This window comes from Pseudomonas sp. B21-031 (assembly GCF_024748985.1).
Lineage (GTDB): Bacteria > Pseudomonadota > Gammaproteobacteria > Pseudomonadales > Pseudomonadaceae > Aquipseudomonas > Aquipseudomonas kermanshahensis.
In genome coordinates, this window is record NZ_CP087181.1 from 1,776,434 (window position 1) to 1,793,211 (window position 16,778).

Sequence of the window (16,778 nt, forward strand, 5' to 3'; positions counted from 1 at the left end):
CCAGCGAGCAGATGAGCGAGCTGGTCGAGCAACTGCGCGGCGATGCCCGCGAACGGGCCGCGGCCATCAATGCCAGCGCCGAGCGCACCGTGTGGCTGGGCCTGCTGGTGATGCTGGCGTCGGCGGTACTGGTTGGCCTGCTCAGCCTGTGGTTGATCAACCGCAGCCTGATCGAACCGATCCGCCAGTTGATCGATTATGTCGCGCAACTGAGCCAGGGCCGCTTCGGCGCCCGCGTCGACAGCCGCCGCGAGGATGAGCTGGGGCGTTTGGCACGTGCGGCCAATACCTTGCGTGACTTTTTGGCCGAGACCGTCGGCCGTCTGCAGGACAACGCCCAAGAGCTGGAAGGCGCCAGTGGCCAGTTGCGCAGCATCGCCGCCGACATGGCGCGCGGCACGCATGACCAGTTTCAGCGTACCGACCAAGTGGCGACGGCCATGCATGAGATGTCCGCCACTGCCCAGGAAGTGGCCCGCCACGCCGTCGACGCCGCCCGCGCTGCCGATGATGCCGACCACAGTGCACAGGCTGGTGAGCAGGTGATGCAGCAGACCATCGACATCATCGGCGTGGTCAACCGCGAAATCGCTGGCACGGCGGCGGTGATTCGCGACCTGGAGCATGACAGCACGCGGATCGGCAAGGTGCTGGAAGTCATCCGCGGCATTGCCGAGCAGACCAACCTGCTGGCGCTCAATGCGGCCATCGAAGCAGCGCGCGCGGGCGAGGCCGGACGAGGCTTTGCGGTGGTGGCCGACGAGGTGCGCAGTTTGGCCCAGCGCACGGCCGCGTCGATTGCCGAAATCAACCAGATCATCGAGGCGGTGCAGTCGGGTGCGGTCGAGGCGGTCAAAGCCATCGAAAGTGGTCAGCAGCGCAGCGAAGAGGGGGCCGAGCAGGTCCAGCAGGCCGGGCAGATGCTGCAACGCATCACCTTGGCGGTGGAGGCCATCCGCGACATGAACCGGCAGATCGCCACGGCGGCCGAAGAGCAGACCAGCGTGGCCGAGGATATTTCGCGCAACCTGATCGAGATCACCCGCATCGCCACCACCAACCAAGAAGCGGTCCAACAGACCGAACAGGCTGGGCAGCGTTTGCATGGGTTGTCGGGGCAGTTGGGCGAAGTGACGTCGCGGCTGACAGCCTGACCTGCTGTTCAGGGCCGCTGCGCGCCCATCGCCGGCAAGCCGGCTCCCACAGGTATGGCGCAAGTCTGAAGCAATCCAGTGCCGGTGTGGGAGTCGGCTTGCCGGCGATGTGGCGCGCAGCGGCCCCGGGGAAATCCGCCATGAACATAGCGAACCTGGCGTAAGTGTGGCGGATTGTCGCCATGCGACCCGCTGCCTCACCCCTTAGCCATTGGTCTAAGTCAAGCTGGCACATTCCCTGCTTAAGCGCGCACGGGCTACGGCCCGAGGCGATCGTGCCCCGATCCCGCGAAACAGCCAACTAGAACACAACAACATCCGGGCGTGCATGCCGGGGGGCAACGACTGCCAATCCTTCACATCAATTGGATTGAGCTAATGAAAAAAATACTGCTGACGCTCCTTTGCCTGAGCGTCATCGGCTGCTCCAAACCCGCGGAGCCGGAAAAGACCGTCGACGTCCTGCTGATTGGCGGCGGCATCATGAGTGCAAGCCTGGGCACTTACCTCACGGAGCTTGAGCCGAACTGGAAGGTCGACGTCTACGAGCGCCTGGACCAGGTCGCCGAAGAAAGCTCCAACGCCTGGAACAATGCTGGCACCGGCCACTCCGCGTTTTGCGAGCTGAACTACACCAGCGTCGGCAAGGATGGCAGCATCGACATCAGCAAGGCCGTGGGGGTCAACGAGCAGTTCGAGGTGTCCAAGCAGTTCTGGGCCTACCAGGTCGAGCAAGGCGTGCTGAGCAACCCGAAGTCGTTCATCAACAACGTGCCGCACATGAGCTTCGTCTGGGGTGACGACAACATTGCCTTCCTCCACAAACGCGTCGATGCCCTGCAGCACAGCTCGCTGTTCCGTGGCATGGAAATCAGCGAGGACCACGAGCAGATCCGCCACTGGGCACCGCTGGTGATGGAAGGCCGCGACCCTGCGCAGAAGGTCGCCGCCACGCGCATGGCGATCGGCACCGACGTGAATTTCGGCGAGATCACCCGTCAACTGTTCGCGTCGATGACCCGCAACCCCAACGTCACCCTGAACCTCAGCCACGAAGTGCGTGACATCGTGCGCAATGACGATGGCACCTGGCGTGTGGTGGTTGCCGACCTGGCCAAGGGCGGTCACGAGGTCGCGGTCAACGCCCGGTTCGTCTTCATCGGTGCCGGGGGCGGCGCGCTCAAGCTGCTGCAAAAATCGGGCATTCCCGAGGCCGAAGGCTATGCCGGCTTCCCAGTGGGCGGCCAATTCCTCATGACGGATAACCCGGACGTGGTTGCACGCCATCAGGCCAAGCTGTATGGCAAAGCCTCGGTCGGCGCACCGCCGATGTCGGTCCCGCACCTGGACACCCGGATGATCGACGGCAAGCAAGTGTTGCTGTTTGGGCCGTTCGCGACCTTCTCCACCAAGTACCTCAAGCAGGGCTCGCTGTTGGACCTGTTCGCCTCGCTGAACAGCCACAATGTGCTGCCGCTGGTAAATGCCGGCATCGACAACATCGACCTGAGCACTTACCTGATGGGGCAGTTGATGCTCAGCTTTGATGACCGCATGAATGCGTTACGCGAGTACTTCCCCAACGCCAAGAACGCCGACTGGAAGCTGCTGCAGGCGGGTCAACGCGTGCAGGTGATCAAGAAGGACCCCGTGCTCGGTGGCGTGCTGCAGTTCGGTACTGAAGTGGTCGCCGCCCAGGATGGCAGCATTGCTGCATTGCTGGGGGCTTCCCCGGGTGCCTCGACCGCCGCGCCGATCATGCTGAGCGTGCTGGAGAAGACCTTCAAGGACCGCCTACAGACCCCTGAATGGCAGGCCAAGCTGAAGCAGATCGTGCCCAGCTATGGGCAAAAGCTGAACAACGACCTGGCGCTGACCAACCAGACCCGAGCGTGGAGCAGCGAGCGCCTGCAACTGCTGTATGTGCCGGTACAAGCCGAGCACTAAGTAGCGTTGCGCGTCACTGACAGTAGGAGCAGCCTTGTGCTGCGAAGAGGCCGGTACAGACACCACTGATGTGTAGGCCTGCGCCGGCCTCTTCGCAGCACAAGGCTGCTCCTACAGGTCATCGGTATTTCTTACGCACAACAAAAAGCCCGCGCAAGGCGGGCTTTTTGAATAGGATTTGGTCGGAGAGACAGGATTCGAACCTGCGGCCTTCTCGTCCCGAACGAGACGCGCTACCTGGCTGCGCTACACTCCGATGAACGAAATCCTACTGCATCCCTTTTTCGCACGCAAGCCCTTGTTGTTAAAAGGGCGTTTGCCAAAAAGGGCAGCTGAATCACAGCTCTTTGACGGTACGAATCTGGTCTTTGTTCAGGCGCGTACGCTTGCCATCGAGTTGCTCGAATTCGTAGAAACCAGAGTCCTCGTCAAAGGACGGGGTGTCCACTGCCTGGATCTCGCGGCCATCGTTCAGGGTAATGACGGTCGGCGATGCGCAGCCGGCGAGGGCGCCCAGGCCCAAGGCAAGCAGGAAGGCGGGAAGGGTCCGTTGAATCATCGTGTTTCTCCAGTGCGACAGTGCTAGATGACTTTAAGACGCAGGGCGTCCACGCAAGTTCCTTTCCAGTGCAGCATAGCGGTAAAGCCAGGGTATTGACCAAGGGCAAGCCATAGGGGCACGAGGTTGTATCGGGGGGTGCTGTGTTATAAATGCGCCATCCCATCTTCTTGTGACGGACCCCCATGAAAGCCAAGGCAGATACCCCCTTCGTGCCCCTGAACATCGCCGTGTTGACGGTCAGCGACACGCGCACCTTCGACAATGACACCTCCGGTCAGCTGTTCGTCGATCGCCTGACTGCGGCCGGCCACCAGCTGGCATCGCGGGTATTGCTCAAGGACGACCTGTACAAGATCCGCGCCCAGGTCGCCACCTGGATCGCCGATGACACGGTGCAGGTGGTACTGATCACTGGCGGTACCGGCTTCACCGGCCGCGACAGCACCCCGGAGGCCGTGGCCTGCCTGCTGGACAAGCAGGTGGACGGTTTCGGTGAGCTGTTCCGGCAGATTTCCGTGGCCGACATCGGTACCTCCACCGTGCAATCGCGGGCCCTCGCTGGCCTGGCCAATGGCACGCTGGTGTGCTGCCTGCCAGGCTCGACCAATGCGGTACGCACCGGTTGGGACGGCATCCTGGCCGAGCAGCTCGATGCCCGCCATCGCCCGTGCAATTTCGTGCCCCACCTGAAGCAGGCAGCGGCCTGTGAAAGCCGTGGTTGAGTCTACCCAGGCCCGGCCTCTGATGCCGGTGGAAGACGCATTGGCGCGGCTGCTGGCCTTGGCAGAAGCCGCACCCATCCAGGACATCGAAAATGTGTCGCTGGCCGATGCTGAGGGACGCGTGCTGGCGCGTGACCTGGTGGCCTCGCTCGACCTGCCGCCCTGGCCGAACAGCGCCATGGACGGCTATGCCCTGCGCCTGGCGGATTGGCAGGGTGAGCCCTTGCCGGTCAGCCAGCGGATTTTTGCCGGCCATGCGCCGCAGCCGCTACAGCCGGGTACCTGTGCCCGCATCTTCACTGGCGCGCCGGTGCCGGCTGGCGCTGACTGCGTGGAGATGCAGGAAAACGCCGAGGTGGCCGACGACGGCCGGGTGCGTTTTCTCGAGCCGCTGAGGGTCGACCAGAACATTCGCCCGCAAGGCCAGGAAACACGCCAGGGCGAGCAGGTGATGAGCGCCGGCACACGCTTGGGCCCGATCGAGCTGGGCTTGGCCGCGACCCTCGGCCAGGCCCGTCTGGACGTGGTGCGCAAAGTGCGCGTGGCGGTGCTATCGACCGGTGACGAGCTGATCGAGCCTGGCCTGCCCCTGGGGCCAGGGCAGATCTACAACAGCAACCGCCGCCTACTGGTCAGCTGGCTGCAACGCTTGGGTTGTGAGGTGCGCGATGCGGGGATTTTGCCCGATGACCTGGCGCGCACCCGTGAATGCCTGGCGGCATTGGGCGATGTCGACTTGATTTTGTCTACCGGTGGCGTTTCGGTGGGCGAGGCTGATTACCTGGGTGCCGCCTTGCGCGAGGCCGGCGAGTTGGCCTTGTGGAAGCTGGCGATCAAACCGGGCAAGCCGCTCACCTTCGGGCACTTTCGTGGCGTGCCGGTGATCGGTTTGCCGGGCAACCCGGCGTCCACGCTGGTCACATTCGGGCTGCTGACCCGGCCGTATCTGTTGCGCCGCCAAGGCGTGGCCGATGTCACGCCGCTGCGCTTCGACATGCCAGCGGGCTTTGACTGGCCTAAGCCAGGGACGCGGCGCGAGTACCTGCGCGCACGCATCGAGCAGGGCCAGGTGCGCATCTACAAAAACCAGAGCTCCGGCGTGCTGCGCAGCGCGGCCTGGGCCGAGGGCTTGGTCGAGGTGCGTGAAGGCAGTACGCCGAAGCAGGGCGACAGTGTGCCGTTCATCCCCTTCAGCGAACTACTTGGTTGATCGCCCAAGCCAGCCGCCCGCCAGTGGCGTGGCGCTGGCGGGCTGCACCTGGTTGAGGCGCATGTGCACGTTTTCCAATTGCTGGGCGGCGATGCTCCAATCGTGACGCTGGCGGGCGAATTGCCGGCCGGCTTCGCTCAATTGGGCCATGCGCCAAGGCTGGTTGAGCAGTTGGGTGATCAGCAGGGCCAGTTGGTCGCCATCGTCACTGCCCAGGTAGTGTTCGCCGTTGTTCACGGCCAGCCCTGATACCCCCTTGCTGGTGGTGATGACCGGCAGCCCCGCAGCCATCGCTTCGAGCAGCTTCACCTTGGACCCTCCGCCGTACAGCAGCGGGGCGAAGAACAGTGCCGAACGACGTTGCAGCTCGCGCAGGTCGGGGCGGTAGCCGACCCACTCGATGCGTGGGTCGTTCCAATGCAGCTTCCAGCTGGCCGGCAGGGCGTGGCCGGCTATGGCCAGGCGCACGGCCGGGTTACTCATCCACACCTGCGGCATGATCTCTTCCAGCGCCCATTCGATGGCCTCAAGGTTCGAGCCATATTCGAAGTTGCCGACAAACAGCAGGCGCTGGCTGTGCAACGCCGGTTGCACATGCTGGTAGAAGTCGCAGTCCACGCCACTGACCACCACGTTCACCGGGCGTCCGCTGATCTGGGCGATCAGTTCGGCGTCGTGGCTGCTGACCGCCACCACTTCGCTAGGTTGGCGCAGCACCCGTTGCTCCCAGCGCCGATAGCGCCAGCGGTCGAATGCATTGAACGGGCGCAGCCACAGCGGTAGGCGGTCATGGCAGGCGCCGCCCATCACCGATTCCAGGGTGTGCTCGCTGAGCATGAAGGGCAGCCCGCGCGCCTGCAGGGCTTTTTCGAACGGCTGGAAACTGTAGCTGTGCTCGATCTGGATAACGTCCCAGGGTTCGTCGAGCAGTTGCTCGAAGCGGTGCCTCAGGCAGGGCGCCAAACCATTGATGATCGCCCGCATGGGGTAGTCGATGATGGGTGACGCCAGCAGGTTGAGTGGACTGTGCAGGGCGCGCCTGGGCAACACGATCAGGCGTTCGACCCAGGGTTCAAGGGCTTCACGGGCCGCATCGCTCAGGGGGATCTTGGACTGCACCAACAGGGTGATCCGGTGGCCACGCTGGGCGAGTTCGCGCAGCAGGTGATATTGCCGAGTCTTGCCGCCGCTGGTGGTCGGCCAGGGTAAGTAGGGCAGTGTCCAGAGAATGCGCATGACCCGGAACCCTCGTAACAGATCGCGGATAAAAAGACGCGCCCGTCGGCAGTCAGCCGATCACTGCTGCCGGGGCGCGTCCATGGCTGTCGGTGAAGCAGGCCTCAGGTGAGAAGGGTCAATAGATTGACTCTTTGGAAGCTTTATTCACCTGGGTCAAATACTTGTCAAAGGTGGCTTTCCTGAGCATAGCCGCGCATTCGCGGGCGTGTAAAAAATGGGTGAAATCCGCTGTTATTGTGCTCGGCATGCAACGATCGGTGTGTGAAGGTGGTCGAGATCTGGGTGAGCTATTTTTCATGGAGAAGCGCAATGCAAGGGCGCAAGGCAATGTTGATCCTGCACGGCAAGCAGGCGATGAACGAAGCGCTGCGCAGTGCCGTGCTGGCGCTGCGCGAGAGCGGTTGGGTGCTGGATGTGCGGGTCACCTGGGAAGCCGGGGACGCTCAACGCTTGGTGGGCGAGGCGCTGGCCGCTGGCTACACCCACATTGTCGCGGGCGGCGGCGATGGCACGTTGCGCGATGTCGCCGAAGCCATGGGCCTGGCAGCGGCCCAGGCCAGCCTGGCGCTGTTGCCCCTGGGCACTGCCAATGATTTCGCCAAGGCCGCGGGCGTGCCGCTGGAGCCGGACGCCGCACTGGCACTGCTGAACACCCCGGCGCGGCCTATCGACCTGGGCCAGGTCGGTGATCAGCTGTTCCTCAACATGGCCACCGGCGGCTTCGGCAGCCAGGTCACGGCCAACACCTCGGAGGACCTGAAAAAGGTTCTGGGGGCTGCGGCTTACCTGTTCACGGGGCTGTCGCGCTTCAGCGAGTTGCAGGCGGCCTCAGTGGAGCTGCAGGGTCCCGACTTCCACTGGCAGGGTGATCTGCTGGCGTTGGGCATCGGCAATGGCCGGCAGGCCGGCGGTGGGCAGGCACTGTGCCCGGAGGCGCTGGCAGACGATGGCCTGCTGGATGTCGCCATACTGCCAGCGCCGCAGGAAGTGGTGGGGGCGTTGCGCGACCTGCTGGCCGGGGATGGGTTGTTTGTCCGGGCCAGGCTGCCCTGGGTTGAAATCAAGAGTTCTCAGGGGCTGGACATCAACCTCGACGGTGAGCCCCTGCAGGTCGACAGCCTGCGTTTCGAGGCAAAGCCCGCCGCGTTGCAGGTGCACTTGCCGGTCGACTCACCGTTGCTCAGTCGTCCAGGCTGATGATTTTTTCGCGCACCGCGTACAGCACCAGGCCCGCCACATCGTGAATCTGCAGGCGTTTCATGATTTGCGAACGGTGGGTTTCCACAGTCTTGATCGATAGCCCCAAGCCACTGGCGATCTCCCGGGTGGATTTGCCGCGCACGATCAGGCGCAGGATTTCCAGCTGGCGTGCGGTCAGGTTGTGGCGGTCGCGGTTCGGTTGCTTGCGGTGCTGGGTATGCAGCAGCGCCTGGTTGATGACGGTGTGGGCGATCGCCGGGCTAAGGTACCGCTCGCCGTTGCGCAGGGCGCTCAGCGCCTGCTCCAACTCGGTCGCGCTGGTGTCTTTGAGCAGGTAGCCATGGGCGCCGCTTTCCAGGGCCCGCATGATCAGGTCGGGGTCGGTGTGCATCGACAGGATCAGCACCTTGCAGGTGCTGCCGCTTGCGCGCAGCTGTGTCAGGGCATCGAGGCCGCTGGTCGAGCGCATGGAAATGTCCAGCAGGACGATGTCGGGTGCCAGGTTGCGCACGTGCTCAAGCAGCAGGTTGCCGTCATCGGCTTCACCGGCCACGCAGTAGCCCGGGATGTCGGAGACCAGTGCACGGACCCCGGCGCGGATCAGCGAGTGGTCGTCCACCAACAGCAATCTACAGGTCATGGGCGGTAAAGCTCCTGGCGCGTTCCTGGGTGCGTGGCGGCCACGGGAACAGCGCTTCGATCTGCGTCCCCACGCCAAGCTGGCTGGTGATGTCGAGACGCCCCTGTAAGGCCGTCACCCGTTCCTGCATGCCGGCCAAACCGCGTTGCCCTGCTTCGGCCGGGTGCCTGGCGGGAACAAAGCCGCGGCCATCGTCCTGAATGGTCACGGCAAGCCCAGCGGGGCTGCGTTGCAGGCGGATCGACAGATTGCGCGCCTGGGCATGACGCAGCATGTTGGTCACGGCTTCCTGGGTGATGCGAAACACCGCCATGGCGACGGCTTCGTCAATGCCGCCCAGGCGTTGATTGCAGACCAGGCTCCAGTGCACATCGGTTTTTTCCAGCGTGCGCAGCAGGTGCGCGCGCAGGCTGGCCTCAAGGCCCAAGCTGGCCAGTTGGCGAGGGTTGAGCAAGGCACAGACATCGCGCACGTTGCTCAGCGCGTTGTCGAGCGTGATGCGCAGGGTGTCGCAGTGGCTGTGCAATTCATCGGGCATACGCCGTTGCAGCCATTGCAACTGAAGCTTGGCTGCGGTGAGCAGTTGCCCGATGTCGTCATGCAGTTCGCGGCCCAGATGCTGGCGCTCGCTTTCCTGCACCATCAGCATGCGTTTGGCCAGTTCCGCCGGGTGCAGGCGGATCGACCCGGCCCCCAGGCCCACGTGCAGGCCTACGCCAAGCATCGCCGCGACCTGCAGCAGTAACAGGCTGGCCGGTATCGCTTGGCCGGCCATGTACAACAGCAGGTTGGCGACCATGGAGGCCACGCACAGCACGATCGTCATCCAGCGCAGCAGGGCAGTGCGGGAGCAGCAGCGCAGAAGAGTCTTCAAGCGTGGGAGCATAGATAGAAAAGCCACTGAAGTATTGCTGATGGAGGCCTTGCACAAGTCTTACCAGAGGCTTTGGCGCAGTACTTTATATGTTTTGCGGGGTACGTCCTCAATCAGCCTTGATGCCGGCTGCAGGCGGTCGCTGGCGAGCATGGTAACACTTCACACGGCGTTGGTCGCTGTTGGGCAATGCTTTGAAACCTCATGTTTACGGGGTGTTTCGGCACGTTCGTCCGACTCGAGTCAATAGCAAAGTGCCAGCCGCTATTCGGCTGTCAATCACGCCGAGTGTAACTAGGGCAATAATCACGCGCGCAGTACTGGCGACAGTTGGCGAAACTTCCAAGTTTGGCCACCAACCCCCTTAGTTGCTCTTTTGTTAGTTAATGTGAAGCGCGGGAGTGCGTGCCTTGGGCGACCGTCGTAGCGGTATGCGGGTGAGTGCAGTGGCTGCCGCGCTCATCGCAGGCGGCACAGGCTTGCGGTAATGGTTGCTCGAGCACGCTGGCCAGTTCATTGAGCAATGTGATTTGTTCGTCGGTATCAAGGTTCAGCTGCCCAGTGCGCGGGTCGATCAGCTCGAGCTGCCAGGCCAGCAGGGTCAGGCAAGCGTCGGTTGCGGGCAGGGCTTCACGTTGCAGGCGCTGCTGCTGGCAGGCCGGTGCAAGCAATTGCTGGAGAACGGTGGCGTAATGGGCAATTTCGAGCAGGTCCAGGCGGGTGGCGCGCCTCGCGAGCGTGTCGAGGGCGGTGTTCAGGCAACCGCAGGCGTCTGCGTCGTTGTCGATCAGTTCCAGGTGCTGCAGGCATTCCCGGGACTGGCTCAGCAAGACTTGCGCATCCAGCAGAAAGTCTTGCAACGCACCTTCAAACGATAAGGCACTGTCCATCAAGACGCTCGGGCGCGTTGGGCGCGGGCAAGGGGCGGGCACGGCGATACGATAGCGAACAAAAGCCTGACTCCATTCATGCAATGAGAATGGCGTCACATTAATGGCTAATGGATATCGCGAACATCAGGTTGCACCCGATTGCAGGTAAGGGTTTCCCTGATGGGGGGCCAGGGTGCAACAAGGTGCTAACGGGCACAGGCTAGCCTGGATGTGCCCGCAGTAAAGCATGATGGTAAAGTGATATCAATTACCTTCGCGGCATTTTCCCGCAAGGGTCAAGGTGCGCGTGAACCCGCCGATACAGGGTGGATGAATACACTTTTCCGACTCAAGCCTGGGGGTTTCCAATGGCTGGCATTCTCGACACAGTAGACCAACGCACGCAATTGGTGGGCGAGAACCGCCTGGAAATCCTGATGTTCCGCCTGGCAGGTCGGCAGCTGTTCGCGATCAACGTGTTCAAGGTGCAGGAAGTGCTCCAGCTGCCCAAGCTGACCCTGATGCCGCAGCGCCATGCCTTTGTCTGCGGCGTGGTCAACCTGCGTGGGCAGACCCTGCCGGTGATCGACCTGTCCCAGGCGATCGGCATGCGGCCCCTGCAACCCGGGCCGGACAGCACCATCATCGTGACGGAATACAACCGCTCGGTGCAGGCCTTCCTGGTGGGGGGCGTCGACCGCATCGTCAACATGAACTGGGAAGCGATCATGCCGCCGCCGACCAGTGCCGGGCGCCAGCACTACCTGACCGCCATCACCAAGGTCGACGAGAAACTGGTCGAAGTCATCGATGTGGAGAAGGTCCTGGCGGAAATCGTGCCGTACAACGCCAAGGTCTCCGGCGAACGGCTTGCCGACCCCGTGCTGGCCCGCGCCAGAGGCCGTGAAGTATTGCTGGTGGACGATTCCAGCGTTGCCTTGGCGCAATTGCGTGACACCCTGTCGCAACTGGGCATGAAGCTGCACGTGGCCAGTGATGGCTTGAAGGCGCTGCGCCTGCTTAAAAGCTGGGCTGACGCCGGTGAGGATGTGTGCGAGAAGCTGCTGATGGTGTTCACCGACGCCGAAATGCCGGAGATGGACGGTTACAGGTTGACCACCGAGATCCGTAGCGATGCCCGCTTGCGTCAGCTCTACGTGGTGCTGCACACCTCGTTGTCGGGCAGTTTCAACGAATCAATGGTCAAGAAGGTGGGCTGCGATAACTTCCTGTCCAAGTTCCAGCCGGATCGCCTGGTCGAGGTGGTCAAGCAGCGCTTGCTGCTGGATACGGCTACTGCGTGATCCCTGGCCCTGCCGGGTATAAGCTTGGCGTTTCGAATGACGCGAGGCGGCAGGGATGTTTCTGAGTGAGTTGTATCGATACCCGGTGAAGTCGGGGCGGGCGCAAAGCCTGCAGGCTTCGCCGGTTGGCCAGTTGGGGTTGCTGGGTGACCGCCGCTGGATGGTAGTGGAGGCAGAAAACGGCCGCTTCCTCACCCAGCGTGCCTGGCCACAGCTCGGCCAGATCAGTGCGAGGGATGACGATGCTGGGCAGTTGCTGCTGGAGGCCCCAGGGCAGGTGCCGTTGCGGGTGCCTGTACCGCTTACCGACGATGGCTTGCGGGGCGTGACAATCTGGCGCGACACCCTGCGGGTTCCCGATGCTGGCGAGGCGGCGGCGAACTGGCTGTCGGCGCTGCTGGGTAAGGACGTGCGGCTGGTGTATTGCCCGGAGCAACGGGCGCGTTACCTGCCCAATGGTTATGGCTTGAACAGTGACCGTGCGGCGTTTCCGGATGGTTTTCCGCTGCTGTTGATCGGCCAGGGGTCGTTGGACGAGCTCAGTCGGCGTGTTGGTCGGCCCATGGAAATGCTGCGGTTCAGGCCCAACCTGGTGGTACAGGGCGCAGAGCCATTCGCCGAGGACGGCTGGAAACGGATACGTATCGGCACCCTCGAGTTTCGCGTGCTCAAACCCAGCGTGCGGTGCATTTTCACCACCATCGATCCACGGTCCGGCGAACGCAGCCCGGACCGCGAGCCCATGACCACGCTCAAAACGTTCCGCGAGAAAGAAGGGGATGTGTTGTTCGGGCAAAACCTGGCGGTGGATGGCAGTGGTGTGCTGGAAGTGGGGATGAAGGTCGAAGTCCTGTAGGAGCAGCCTTGCGCTGCGAAGAGGCCGGTAAAAACACCCTGGATCCTCGGTGCTTTTACCGGCCTCTTCGCAGCGCAAGGCTGCTCCTACAAGGGGTGGCTTACATATCGTCGAAGTAGCGCTCGTGCCAATCCACCAGGGGCTGCGGCGAGTTGAGCTTCTGCCCGTAGATCACCGAATACGACAGCACGTTTTGTACGTACTGTCGCGTCTCATCGAACGGGATCGATTCCACCCACACATCGAAGCTCAGGTGTTTGGCGCCCTTGAGCCACTGGCGTACCCGCCCGGGGCCGGCGTTATAGGCCGCCGAAGCGAGTACCCGGTTGCCATTGAACTGGCTGTGCACCTGGCTCAGGTACGCGGCCCCCAGCTGAATGTTCTTGTCGGGGTTGAACACCTGCGCCGGCGAGGCCAGCGGGATGCTGAATTTGCGCGCGGTTTCCTTGGCGGTGGCCGGCATCAGCTGCATCAAGCCGCTGGCACCCACGCTGGAGCGCGCATCTTCCATGAAGGCACTTTCCTGACGGGTAATGGCGAACACCCAGCTTGAATGCAGGCCGCGGACCTTGGCCTCGCGCACCAGGGTGTCGCGGTGGGCCATCGGGAAGCGGATGTCCAGGTCGTCCCAGTATTGGGCCTGGCTGATGGTCCGAATGGCCGGGAAGTACCAGCGCAGTTCATAGGCCAGGCGTGCCTGGGCGACCATCTCGTCACGGGTGAAGTGGCGGCTGACGTGGTACCACTCGCGGCGCCCTTCGACGATCTGCCCGCGGGCATGGAATTCCAACGCGCGCTGAATGCCCGGGGTATTACGCACCTTAGTGACCAGCTGCTGGCTCAGCACCAGGGGCTTGTTGTTCAGCTGGTAGGGGGTTTGTGCGCGGTCGGCGGCGAGGAAGCCGTAGAAGTCACGCTCGCGCGCCACGGTCTTGTACAGCAGTGGAATTTGCGGGTTGTTCGGTTGGGCCAGTTCGAGGCTGCGTGCCTGCCAGTACTTCCAGCGGTTGCTGCTGGCCAGGTCCTGGGGCAGGCGCTTGGTCAGCTCGTAGGCATCTTCCCAGCGGCCCAGGCGCAGCAACAGGCGCAGGCGCCATTCGCTGACGGTGTTGTCGCGCAGTTCGGGGTCGTAGCGGGTCATCAGGTCGAGCGCGCGTGGGTCGTAGCGGCGTGCCAGGGTCAGGCCGATCTCGCGGGCGATGGCCACCTTCTCGTCGCGCGAGAAGTGCATGCGCTGGGCATAGTCGTCGAGCAGGGCCATGGCCCGCTCTGGGTCCTGCCGGGCCAGTCGGCGCAAGCCAAGGCTGACCACATCGGACATGGCCTCGTTGACCGGGGTGAAGCGCGACGGCTGGTTGAGCAGCTCGGGCTTCTGTGCCACATCAATCAGCAGGCGCCCTTGCGGGCCGAGGGTGGTCAGGGTTTTGACCAGGTTGTTGGCCAGGCCGTAGTTGCGCGCCTGGGCTGCCAGCTTAGTGCGGTTCCAGCGCTTGGCCTCGGTCAACTGGCCCTCGGCGGCCCACATGCCGAACAGCGTGTCACAGGCCGCCGGTTGCGACTTGCCGACATTCCACAGTTTATCGGCCGTGGCATAGCCTTCGGCGCGCAGGCCGTGGCTGAGCTGGTACTGGCCGTTGAGGCAGTCCAGTTCGGTGAAATTGAGCTTGGGGTCGTAGTACTTGACGAAGGTGTTCCATTCGCCGCGCTCGGCCAGCCAGCGCAACCAGCGCAGTTTCATCCAGTTGGCCTGGGGCAGGTCGCCGTGTTTGGCCAGGAACCCTTCGATTTCCTCGTTGCTGGCGCTCTTCAGGCGTGCGGTCAGCTCGTCGTAGGTCAGGTAGGGCGTCAGCGGGTAATCACGCAATTGCTGGGCATAGCGCAAGTACGGGCCTTTGTCGCCCTTGGCCAGGGCGCGCTTGGCCTCGTCGTAGTACTGGCGCTGTTGAGTGAGGTCGAGGGCCTGCGCCGCGCTGGCGGTGGCGGCGGTAAGCAGCAAGCAGGATGCAATCTGTAACAGGCGGCTGCGCATGATACGTCCGGGCAGTTGAACCATGGGGAAGTGACGGCGAAGCCAGCACTGTTGGAAGCTATGCCTTAGCTTAGCCGTTTGCCGGCGGCAGATGAAAGCACAGCGCTTGTATCAAGACATTATGTTCGACCAGATGTCGTAAAGCCCTCACCGGGTGGTCAACTTAATGCCGTGGGGGCCCAAGTCAGGTAGAATGCGCGCCCGATTTATGGAGACCAACATGACCCTGCTCAAATTCAGCGATGTGTCCCTCGCATTCGGCGCCATGCCGCTGCTGGACAAAGTGTCCTGGCAGATCGCTCGTGGCGAGCGGGTGTGCATCATCGGCCGCAACGGCACCGGCAAGTCGAGCATGCTGCGCCTGGTCAAGGGCGAGCAGAAGGGCGACGACGGCGAGATCTGGCGCGCTCCGGGCCTGAAGATCGGCGAGCTGCCGCAGGAATTGCCGCTGGCCGACGAGCGCAGCGTGTTCGATGTGGTGGCCGAGGGCCTTGATGGCGTTGGCGCGTTGCTGGCCGAGTTCCATCACCTGAGCCAGAACATCCAGGGCGACGACGACCTGGAAAAACTCATGCACGTTCAGCACGAGCTCGAAGCCCGTGACGGCTGGCGCCTGCAGCAGGTGGTGGAAAGCACCCTGAGCCGTCTGCAGCTGCCTGCCGACAAGACCCTGGCCGAGCTGTCCGGTGGCTGGCGCCGCCGCGTGCTGCTGGCCCAGGCGCTGGTGTCGGAGCCTGACCTGCTGCTGCTCGACGAGCCGACCAACCACTTGGACATCGGTGCGATCGCCTGGCTTGAAGAGGCGCTGCGCGGGTTCAATGGCGCGGTACTGTTCATCACCCACGACCGGTCCTTCCTGCAGAACCTGGCCACTCGCATCCTCGAGCTGGACCGCGGCGGGCTGATCGACTGGAACGGCGATTACGCCAGCTTCCTGGTGCACAAAGAAGCGGCGCTGGCCGCCGAGGAAACCGCCAACGCGCTGTTCGACAAGCGCCTGGCCCAGGAAGAAGTGTGGATCCGCCAGGGCATCAAGGCCCGGCGTACCCGTAACGAAGGGCGCGTACGTGCCCTCAAGGCCTTGCGCGTCGAGCGCGGCGAGCGCCGTGAGCGTCAGGGCAAGGCGAACATCCAGATCGAGGCGGCGGACAAGTCCGGCAAGCAGGTCATGGTGCTGGAAAATATCAGCTTCGCCCATGCCGACGGCCCAATGTTGGTCAAGGACTTCTCCATGGTGCTGCAGCGTCAGGACCGTATTGGCCTGCTGGGTGCCAACGGTACCGGCAAGACCACCTTGCTCAAGATGATGCTCGGTGACCTGGAGCCTATCTCGGGCAAGGTCGAGCGTGGCACCAAGCTGGAAGTGGCCTACTTCGACCAGATGCGCCATCAGCTCGATCTGGAAAAGACCGTGATCGACAACCTGGCCGAAGGCCGCGATTTCATCGAGATCGATGGCCAGAACCGCCACGTGCTCAGCTACCTGGGCGACTTCCTGTTCAGCCCCCAGCGTGCCCGTACGCCGGTCAAGGCGCTGTCGGGTGGCGAGCGTGCGCGCCTGCTGCTGGCCAAACTGTTCAGCAAACCGGCCAACCTGCTGGTGCTCGACGAACCGACCAACGACTTGGACGTGGAAACCCTCGAGCTGCTTGAAGAGGTGCTGTCCAACTACAAGGGCACCGTGCTGATGGTCAGCCACGACCGGGCCTTCCTCGACAACGTCGTCACCAGCACCCTGGTGTTCGAAGGCGAGGGCAAGGTGCGCGAGTATGTCGGTGGCTATGAAGACTGGATCCGTCAGGGCGGTTCGCCGAAGCTGCTGGGCGTGACCGAAAGCAAGGGCGGCAAGTCCGAGCTCAACAGCGCGGTGGTGGAGAAGCAGGACGTGCAAGCTGCGCCGGTGCCAGCGGCAGCTGTGGCCGACGCCTCGAAGAAGAAACTCAGCTACAAACTGCAGCGTGAGCTGGAGATGTTGCCTGGGCAGATCGATGCGATCGAACAGCGCATGGCTGAGGCGCAGGAAGAAGTGAATGCGGCGGGCTTCTATCAGCGGCCAATCGCCGAGACTTCGGCGGTGCTGGCACAGATCGAGAAGCTGCAAGGCGAGCTGGATGTGCTGGTAGAGCGCTGGGCTGAGCTGGAAGGCTGATCAGCGGTTAACCTGAGCCG

Annotated in this window: 14 protein-coding genes, 1 tRNA gene and 1 pseudogene; 9 read left to right on the forward strand and 7 right to left on the reverse strand. The window is 63.1% G+C overall.

Features of this window, described 5'->3' with window-relative positions; all coding sequences use genetic code 11:
* Positions 1 to 110: 110 nt before the first annotated feature.
* The 3 genes and pseudogenes from LOY53_RS26835 to mqo form a co-directional block, all read left to right on the forward strand.
* Positions 111 to 221, forward strand: a pseudogene (locus LOY53_RS26835) (hypothetical protein); the annotation flags it as partial.
* Between the two features lie 228 nt (positions 222 to 449).
* Positions 450 to 1,154 (forward strand): methyl-accepting chemotaxis protein, encoded by a 705-nt coding sequence (locus LOY53_RS26840; protein ID WP_374707402.1) that lies wholly within the window; start codon positions 450 to 452, stop codon positions 1,152 to 1,154.
* Between the two features lie 378 nt (positions 1,155 to 1,532).
* Complete coding sequence (gene mqo, locus LOY53_RS08010) at positions 1,533 to 3,101, forward strand: malate dehydrogenase (quinone) (protein ID WP_252827188.1); 1,569 nt, start codon at positions 1,533 to 1,535, stop codon at positions 3,099 to 3,101.
* A gap of 179 nt (positions 3,102 to 3,280) precedes the next feature.
* On the opposite strand, the gene LOY53_RS08015 is transcribed toward mqo, so the two are convergent.
* Positions 3,281 to 3,357: transfer RNA gene (locus LOY53_RS08015), tRNA-Pro, on the reverse strand.
* A gap of 81 nt (positions 3,358 to 3,438) precedes the next feature.
* A complete protein-coding gene (locus LOY53_RS08020; RefSeq protein ID WP_027596642.1) occupies positions 3,439 to 3,660 on the reverse strand; it encodes a YgdI/YgdR family lipoprotein in 222 nt (73 codons plus the stop codon).
* Positions 3,661 to 3,845: 185 nt separating this feature from the next.
* On the opposite strand from LOY53_RS08020, the gene moaB reads away from it, so the two are divergent.
* Both moaB and glp read left to right on the forward strand, forming a co-directional pair.
* Complete coding sequence (gene moaB, locus LOY53_RS08025) at positions 3,846 to 4,385, forward strand: molybdenum cofactor biosynthesis protein B (protein WP_099430048.1); 540 nt, start codon at positions 3,846 to 3,848, stop codon at positions 4,383 to 4,385.
* 22 nt (positions 4,386 to 4,407) lie between these two features.
* Positions 4,408 to 5,595 (forward strand): gephyrin-like molybdotransferase Glp, encoded by a 1,188-nt coding sequence (gene glp, locus LOY53_RS08030; RefSeq protein WP_252827396.1) that lies wholly within the window; start codon positions 4,408 to 4,410, stop codon positions 5,593 to 5,595.
* Here the strand turns inward: glp and LOY53_RS08035 are convergent.
* Entirely contained in the window at positions 5,584 to 6,831 is a 1,248-nt protein-coding gene (locus tag LOY53_RS08035) for a glycosyltransferase family 4 protein (protein ID WP_258703829.1), read from the reverse strand. The two genes, glp and LOY53_RS08035, sit on opposite strands and share 12 nt — an antisense overlap.
* Positions 6,832 to 7,143: 312 nt before the next feature.
* Between LOY53_RS08035 and yegS the strand changes: the two genes are divergently transcribed.
* Positions 7,144 to 8,031, forward strand: a complete 888-nt coding sequence (gene yegS, locus LOY53_RS08040; RefSeq protein WP_238214659.1) for a lipid kinase YegS — start codon at positions 7,144 to 7,146, stop codon at positions 8,029 to 8,031.
* Here yegS and LOY53_RS08045 read toward each other — a convergent pair.
* The 3 genes from LOY53_RS08045 to LOY53_RS08055 all read right to left on the reverse strand — a co-directional run bounded on the left by LOY53_RS08045 (position 8,015) and on the right by LOY53_RS08055 (position 10,438).
* The gene (locus LOY53_RS08045; protein WP_027596637.1) at positions 8,015 to 8,674 is read right to left on the reverse strand and encodes a response regulator transcription factor; all 660 of its coding nucleotides are present in this window, start codon (positions 8,672 to 8,674) and stop codon (positions 8,015 to 8,017) included. The two genes, yegS and LOY53_RS08045, sit on opposite strands and share 17 nt — an antisense overlap.
* Positions 8,664 to 9,560 (reverse strand): sensor histidine kinase, encoded by an 897-nt coding sequence (locus tag LOY53_RS08050; RefSeq protein WP_252827191.1) that lies wholly within the window; start codon positions 9,558 to 9,560, stop codon positions 8,664 to 8,666. Before LOY53_RS08050 ends, LOY53_RS08045 begins: the two co-directional genes overlap by 11 nt.
* A 371-nt stretch (positions 9,561 to 9,931) precedes the next feature.
* Entirely contained in the window at positions 9,932 to 10,438 is a 507-nt protein-coding gene (locus LOY53_RS08055) for a histidine kinase (RefSeq protein WP_252827192.1), read from the reverse strand.
* Positions 10,439 to 10,788: 350 nt separating this feature from the next.
* Between LOY53_RS08055 and LOY53_RS08060 the strand changes: the two genes are divergently transcribed.
* Both LOY53_RS08060 and LOY53_RS08065 read left to right on the forward strand, forming a co-directional pair.
* Positions 10,789 to 11,724: a chemotaxis protein CheV gene (locus LOY53_RS08060; RefSeq protein WP_099453380.1), complete on the forward strand. Its 936-nt coding sequence runs from the start codon at positions 10,789 to 10,791 to the stop codon at positions 11,722 to 11,724.
* A gap of 55 nt (positions 11,725 to 11,779) precedes the next feature.
* On the forward strand, positions 11,780 to 12,580 hold the full coding sequence (locus LOY53_RS08065; RefSeq protein WP_258703830.1) for an MOSC domain-containing protein: 801 nt from the start codon (positions 11,780 to 11,782) through the stop codon (positions 12,578 to 12,580).
* A gap of 100 nt (positions 12,581 to 12,680) precedes the next feature.
* Here LOY53_RS08065 and LOY53_RS08070 read toward each other — a convergent pair whose 3' ends face one another.
* The gene (locus LOY53_RS08070; protein ID WP_027596633.1) at positions 12,681 to 14,609 is read right to left on the reverse strand and encodes a transglycosylase SLT domain-containing protein; all 1,929 of its coding nucleotides are present in this window, start codon (positions 14,607 to 14,609) and stop codon (positions 12,681 to 12,683) included.
* Positions 14,610 to 14,829: 220 nt separating this feature from the next.
* Here LOY53_RS08070 and LOY53_RS08075 point away from each other — a divergent pair, with 220 nt between their 5' ends.
* Positions 14,830 to 16,758, forward strand: coding sequence for an ATP-binding cassette domain-containing protein (locus LOY53_RS08075; protein WP_258703831.1), 1,929 nt, complete (start codon positions 14,830 to 14,832; stop codon positions 16,756 to 16,758).
* Positions 16,759 to 16,778: the final 20 nt, after the last annotated feature.

Excerpts from the sequence above, each read along its gene's own strand:
- LOY53_RS26840 (WP_374707402.1), top strand. The coding sequence starts at position 450 with ATGTCCGCCACTGCCCAGGAAGTGGCCCGCCACGCCGTCGACGCCGCC.
- mqo (WP_252827188.1), top strand. The coding sequence starts at position 1,533 with ATGAAAAAAATACTGCTGACGCTCCTTTGCCTGAGCGTCATCGGCTGC.
- LOY53_RS08020 (WP_027596642.1), bottom strand. The coding sequence starts at position 3,660 with ATGATTCAACGGACCCTTCCCGCCTTCCTGCTTGCCTTGGGCCTGGGC.
- moaB (WP_099430048.1), top strand. The coding sequence starts at position 3,846 with ATGAAAGCCAAGGCAGATACCCCCTTCGTGCCCCTGAACATCGCCGTG.
- glp (WP_252827396.1), top strand. The coding sequence starts at position 4,408 with ATGCCGGTGGAAGACGCATTGGCGCGGCTGCTGGCCTTGGCAGAAGCC.
- LOY53_RS08035 (WP_258703829.1), bottom strand. The coding sequence starts at position 6,831 with ATGCGCATTCTCTGGACACTGCCCTACTTACCCTGGCCGACCACCAGC.
- yegS (WP_238214659.1), top strand. The coding sequence starts at position 7,144 with ATGCAAGGGCGCAAGGCAATGTTGATCCTGCACGGCAAGCAGGCGATG.
- LOY53_RS08045 (WP_027596637.1), bottom strand. The coding sequence starts at position 8,674 with ATGACCTGTAGATTGCTGTTGGTGGACGACCACTCGCTGATCCGCGCC.
- LOY53_RS08050 (WP_252827191.1), bottom strand. The coding sequence starts at position 9,560 with ATGCTCCCACGCTTGAAGACTCTTCTGCGCTGCTGCTCCCGCACTGCC.
- LOY53_RS08055 (WP_252827192.1), bottom strand. The coding sequence starts at position 10,438 with ATGGACAGTGCCTTATCGTTTGAAGGTGCGTTGCAAGACTTTCTGCTG.
- LOY53_RS08060 (WP_099453380.1), top strand. The coding sequence starts at position 10,789 with ATGGCTGGCATTCTCGACACAGTAGACCAACGCACGCAATTGGTGGGC.
- LOY53_RS08065 (WP_258703830.1), top strand. The coding sequence starts at position 11,780 with ATGTTTCTGAGTGAGTTGTATCGATACCCGGTGAAGTCGGGGCGGGCG.
- LOY53_RS08070 (WP_027596633.1), bottom strand. The coding sequence starts at position 14,609 with ATGCGCAGCCGCCTGTTACAGATTGCATCCTGCTTGCTGCTTACCGCC.
- LOY53_RS08075 (WP_258703831.1), top strand. The coding sequence starts at position 14,830 with ATGACCCTGCTCAAATTCAGCGATGTGTCCCTCGCATTCGGCGCCATG.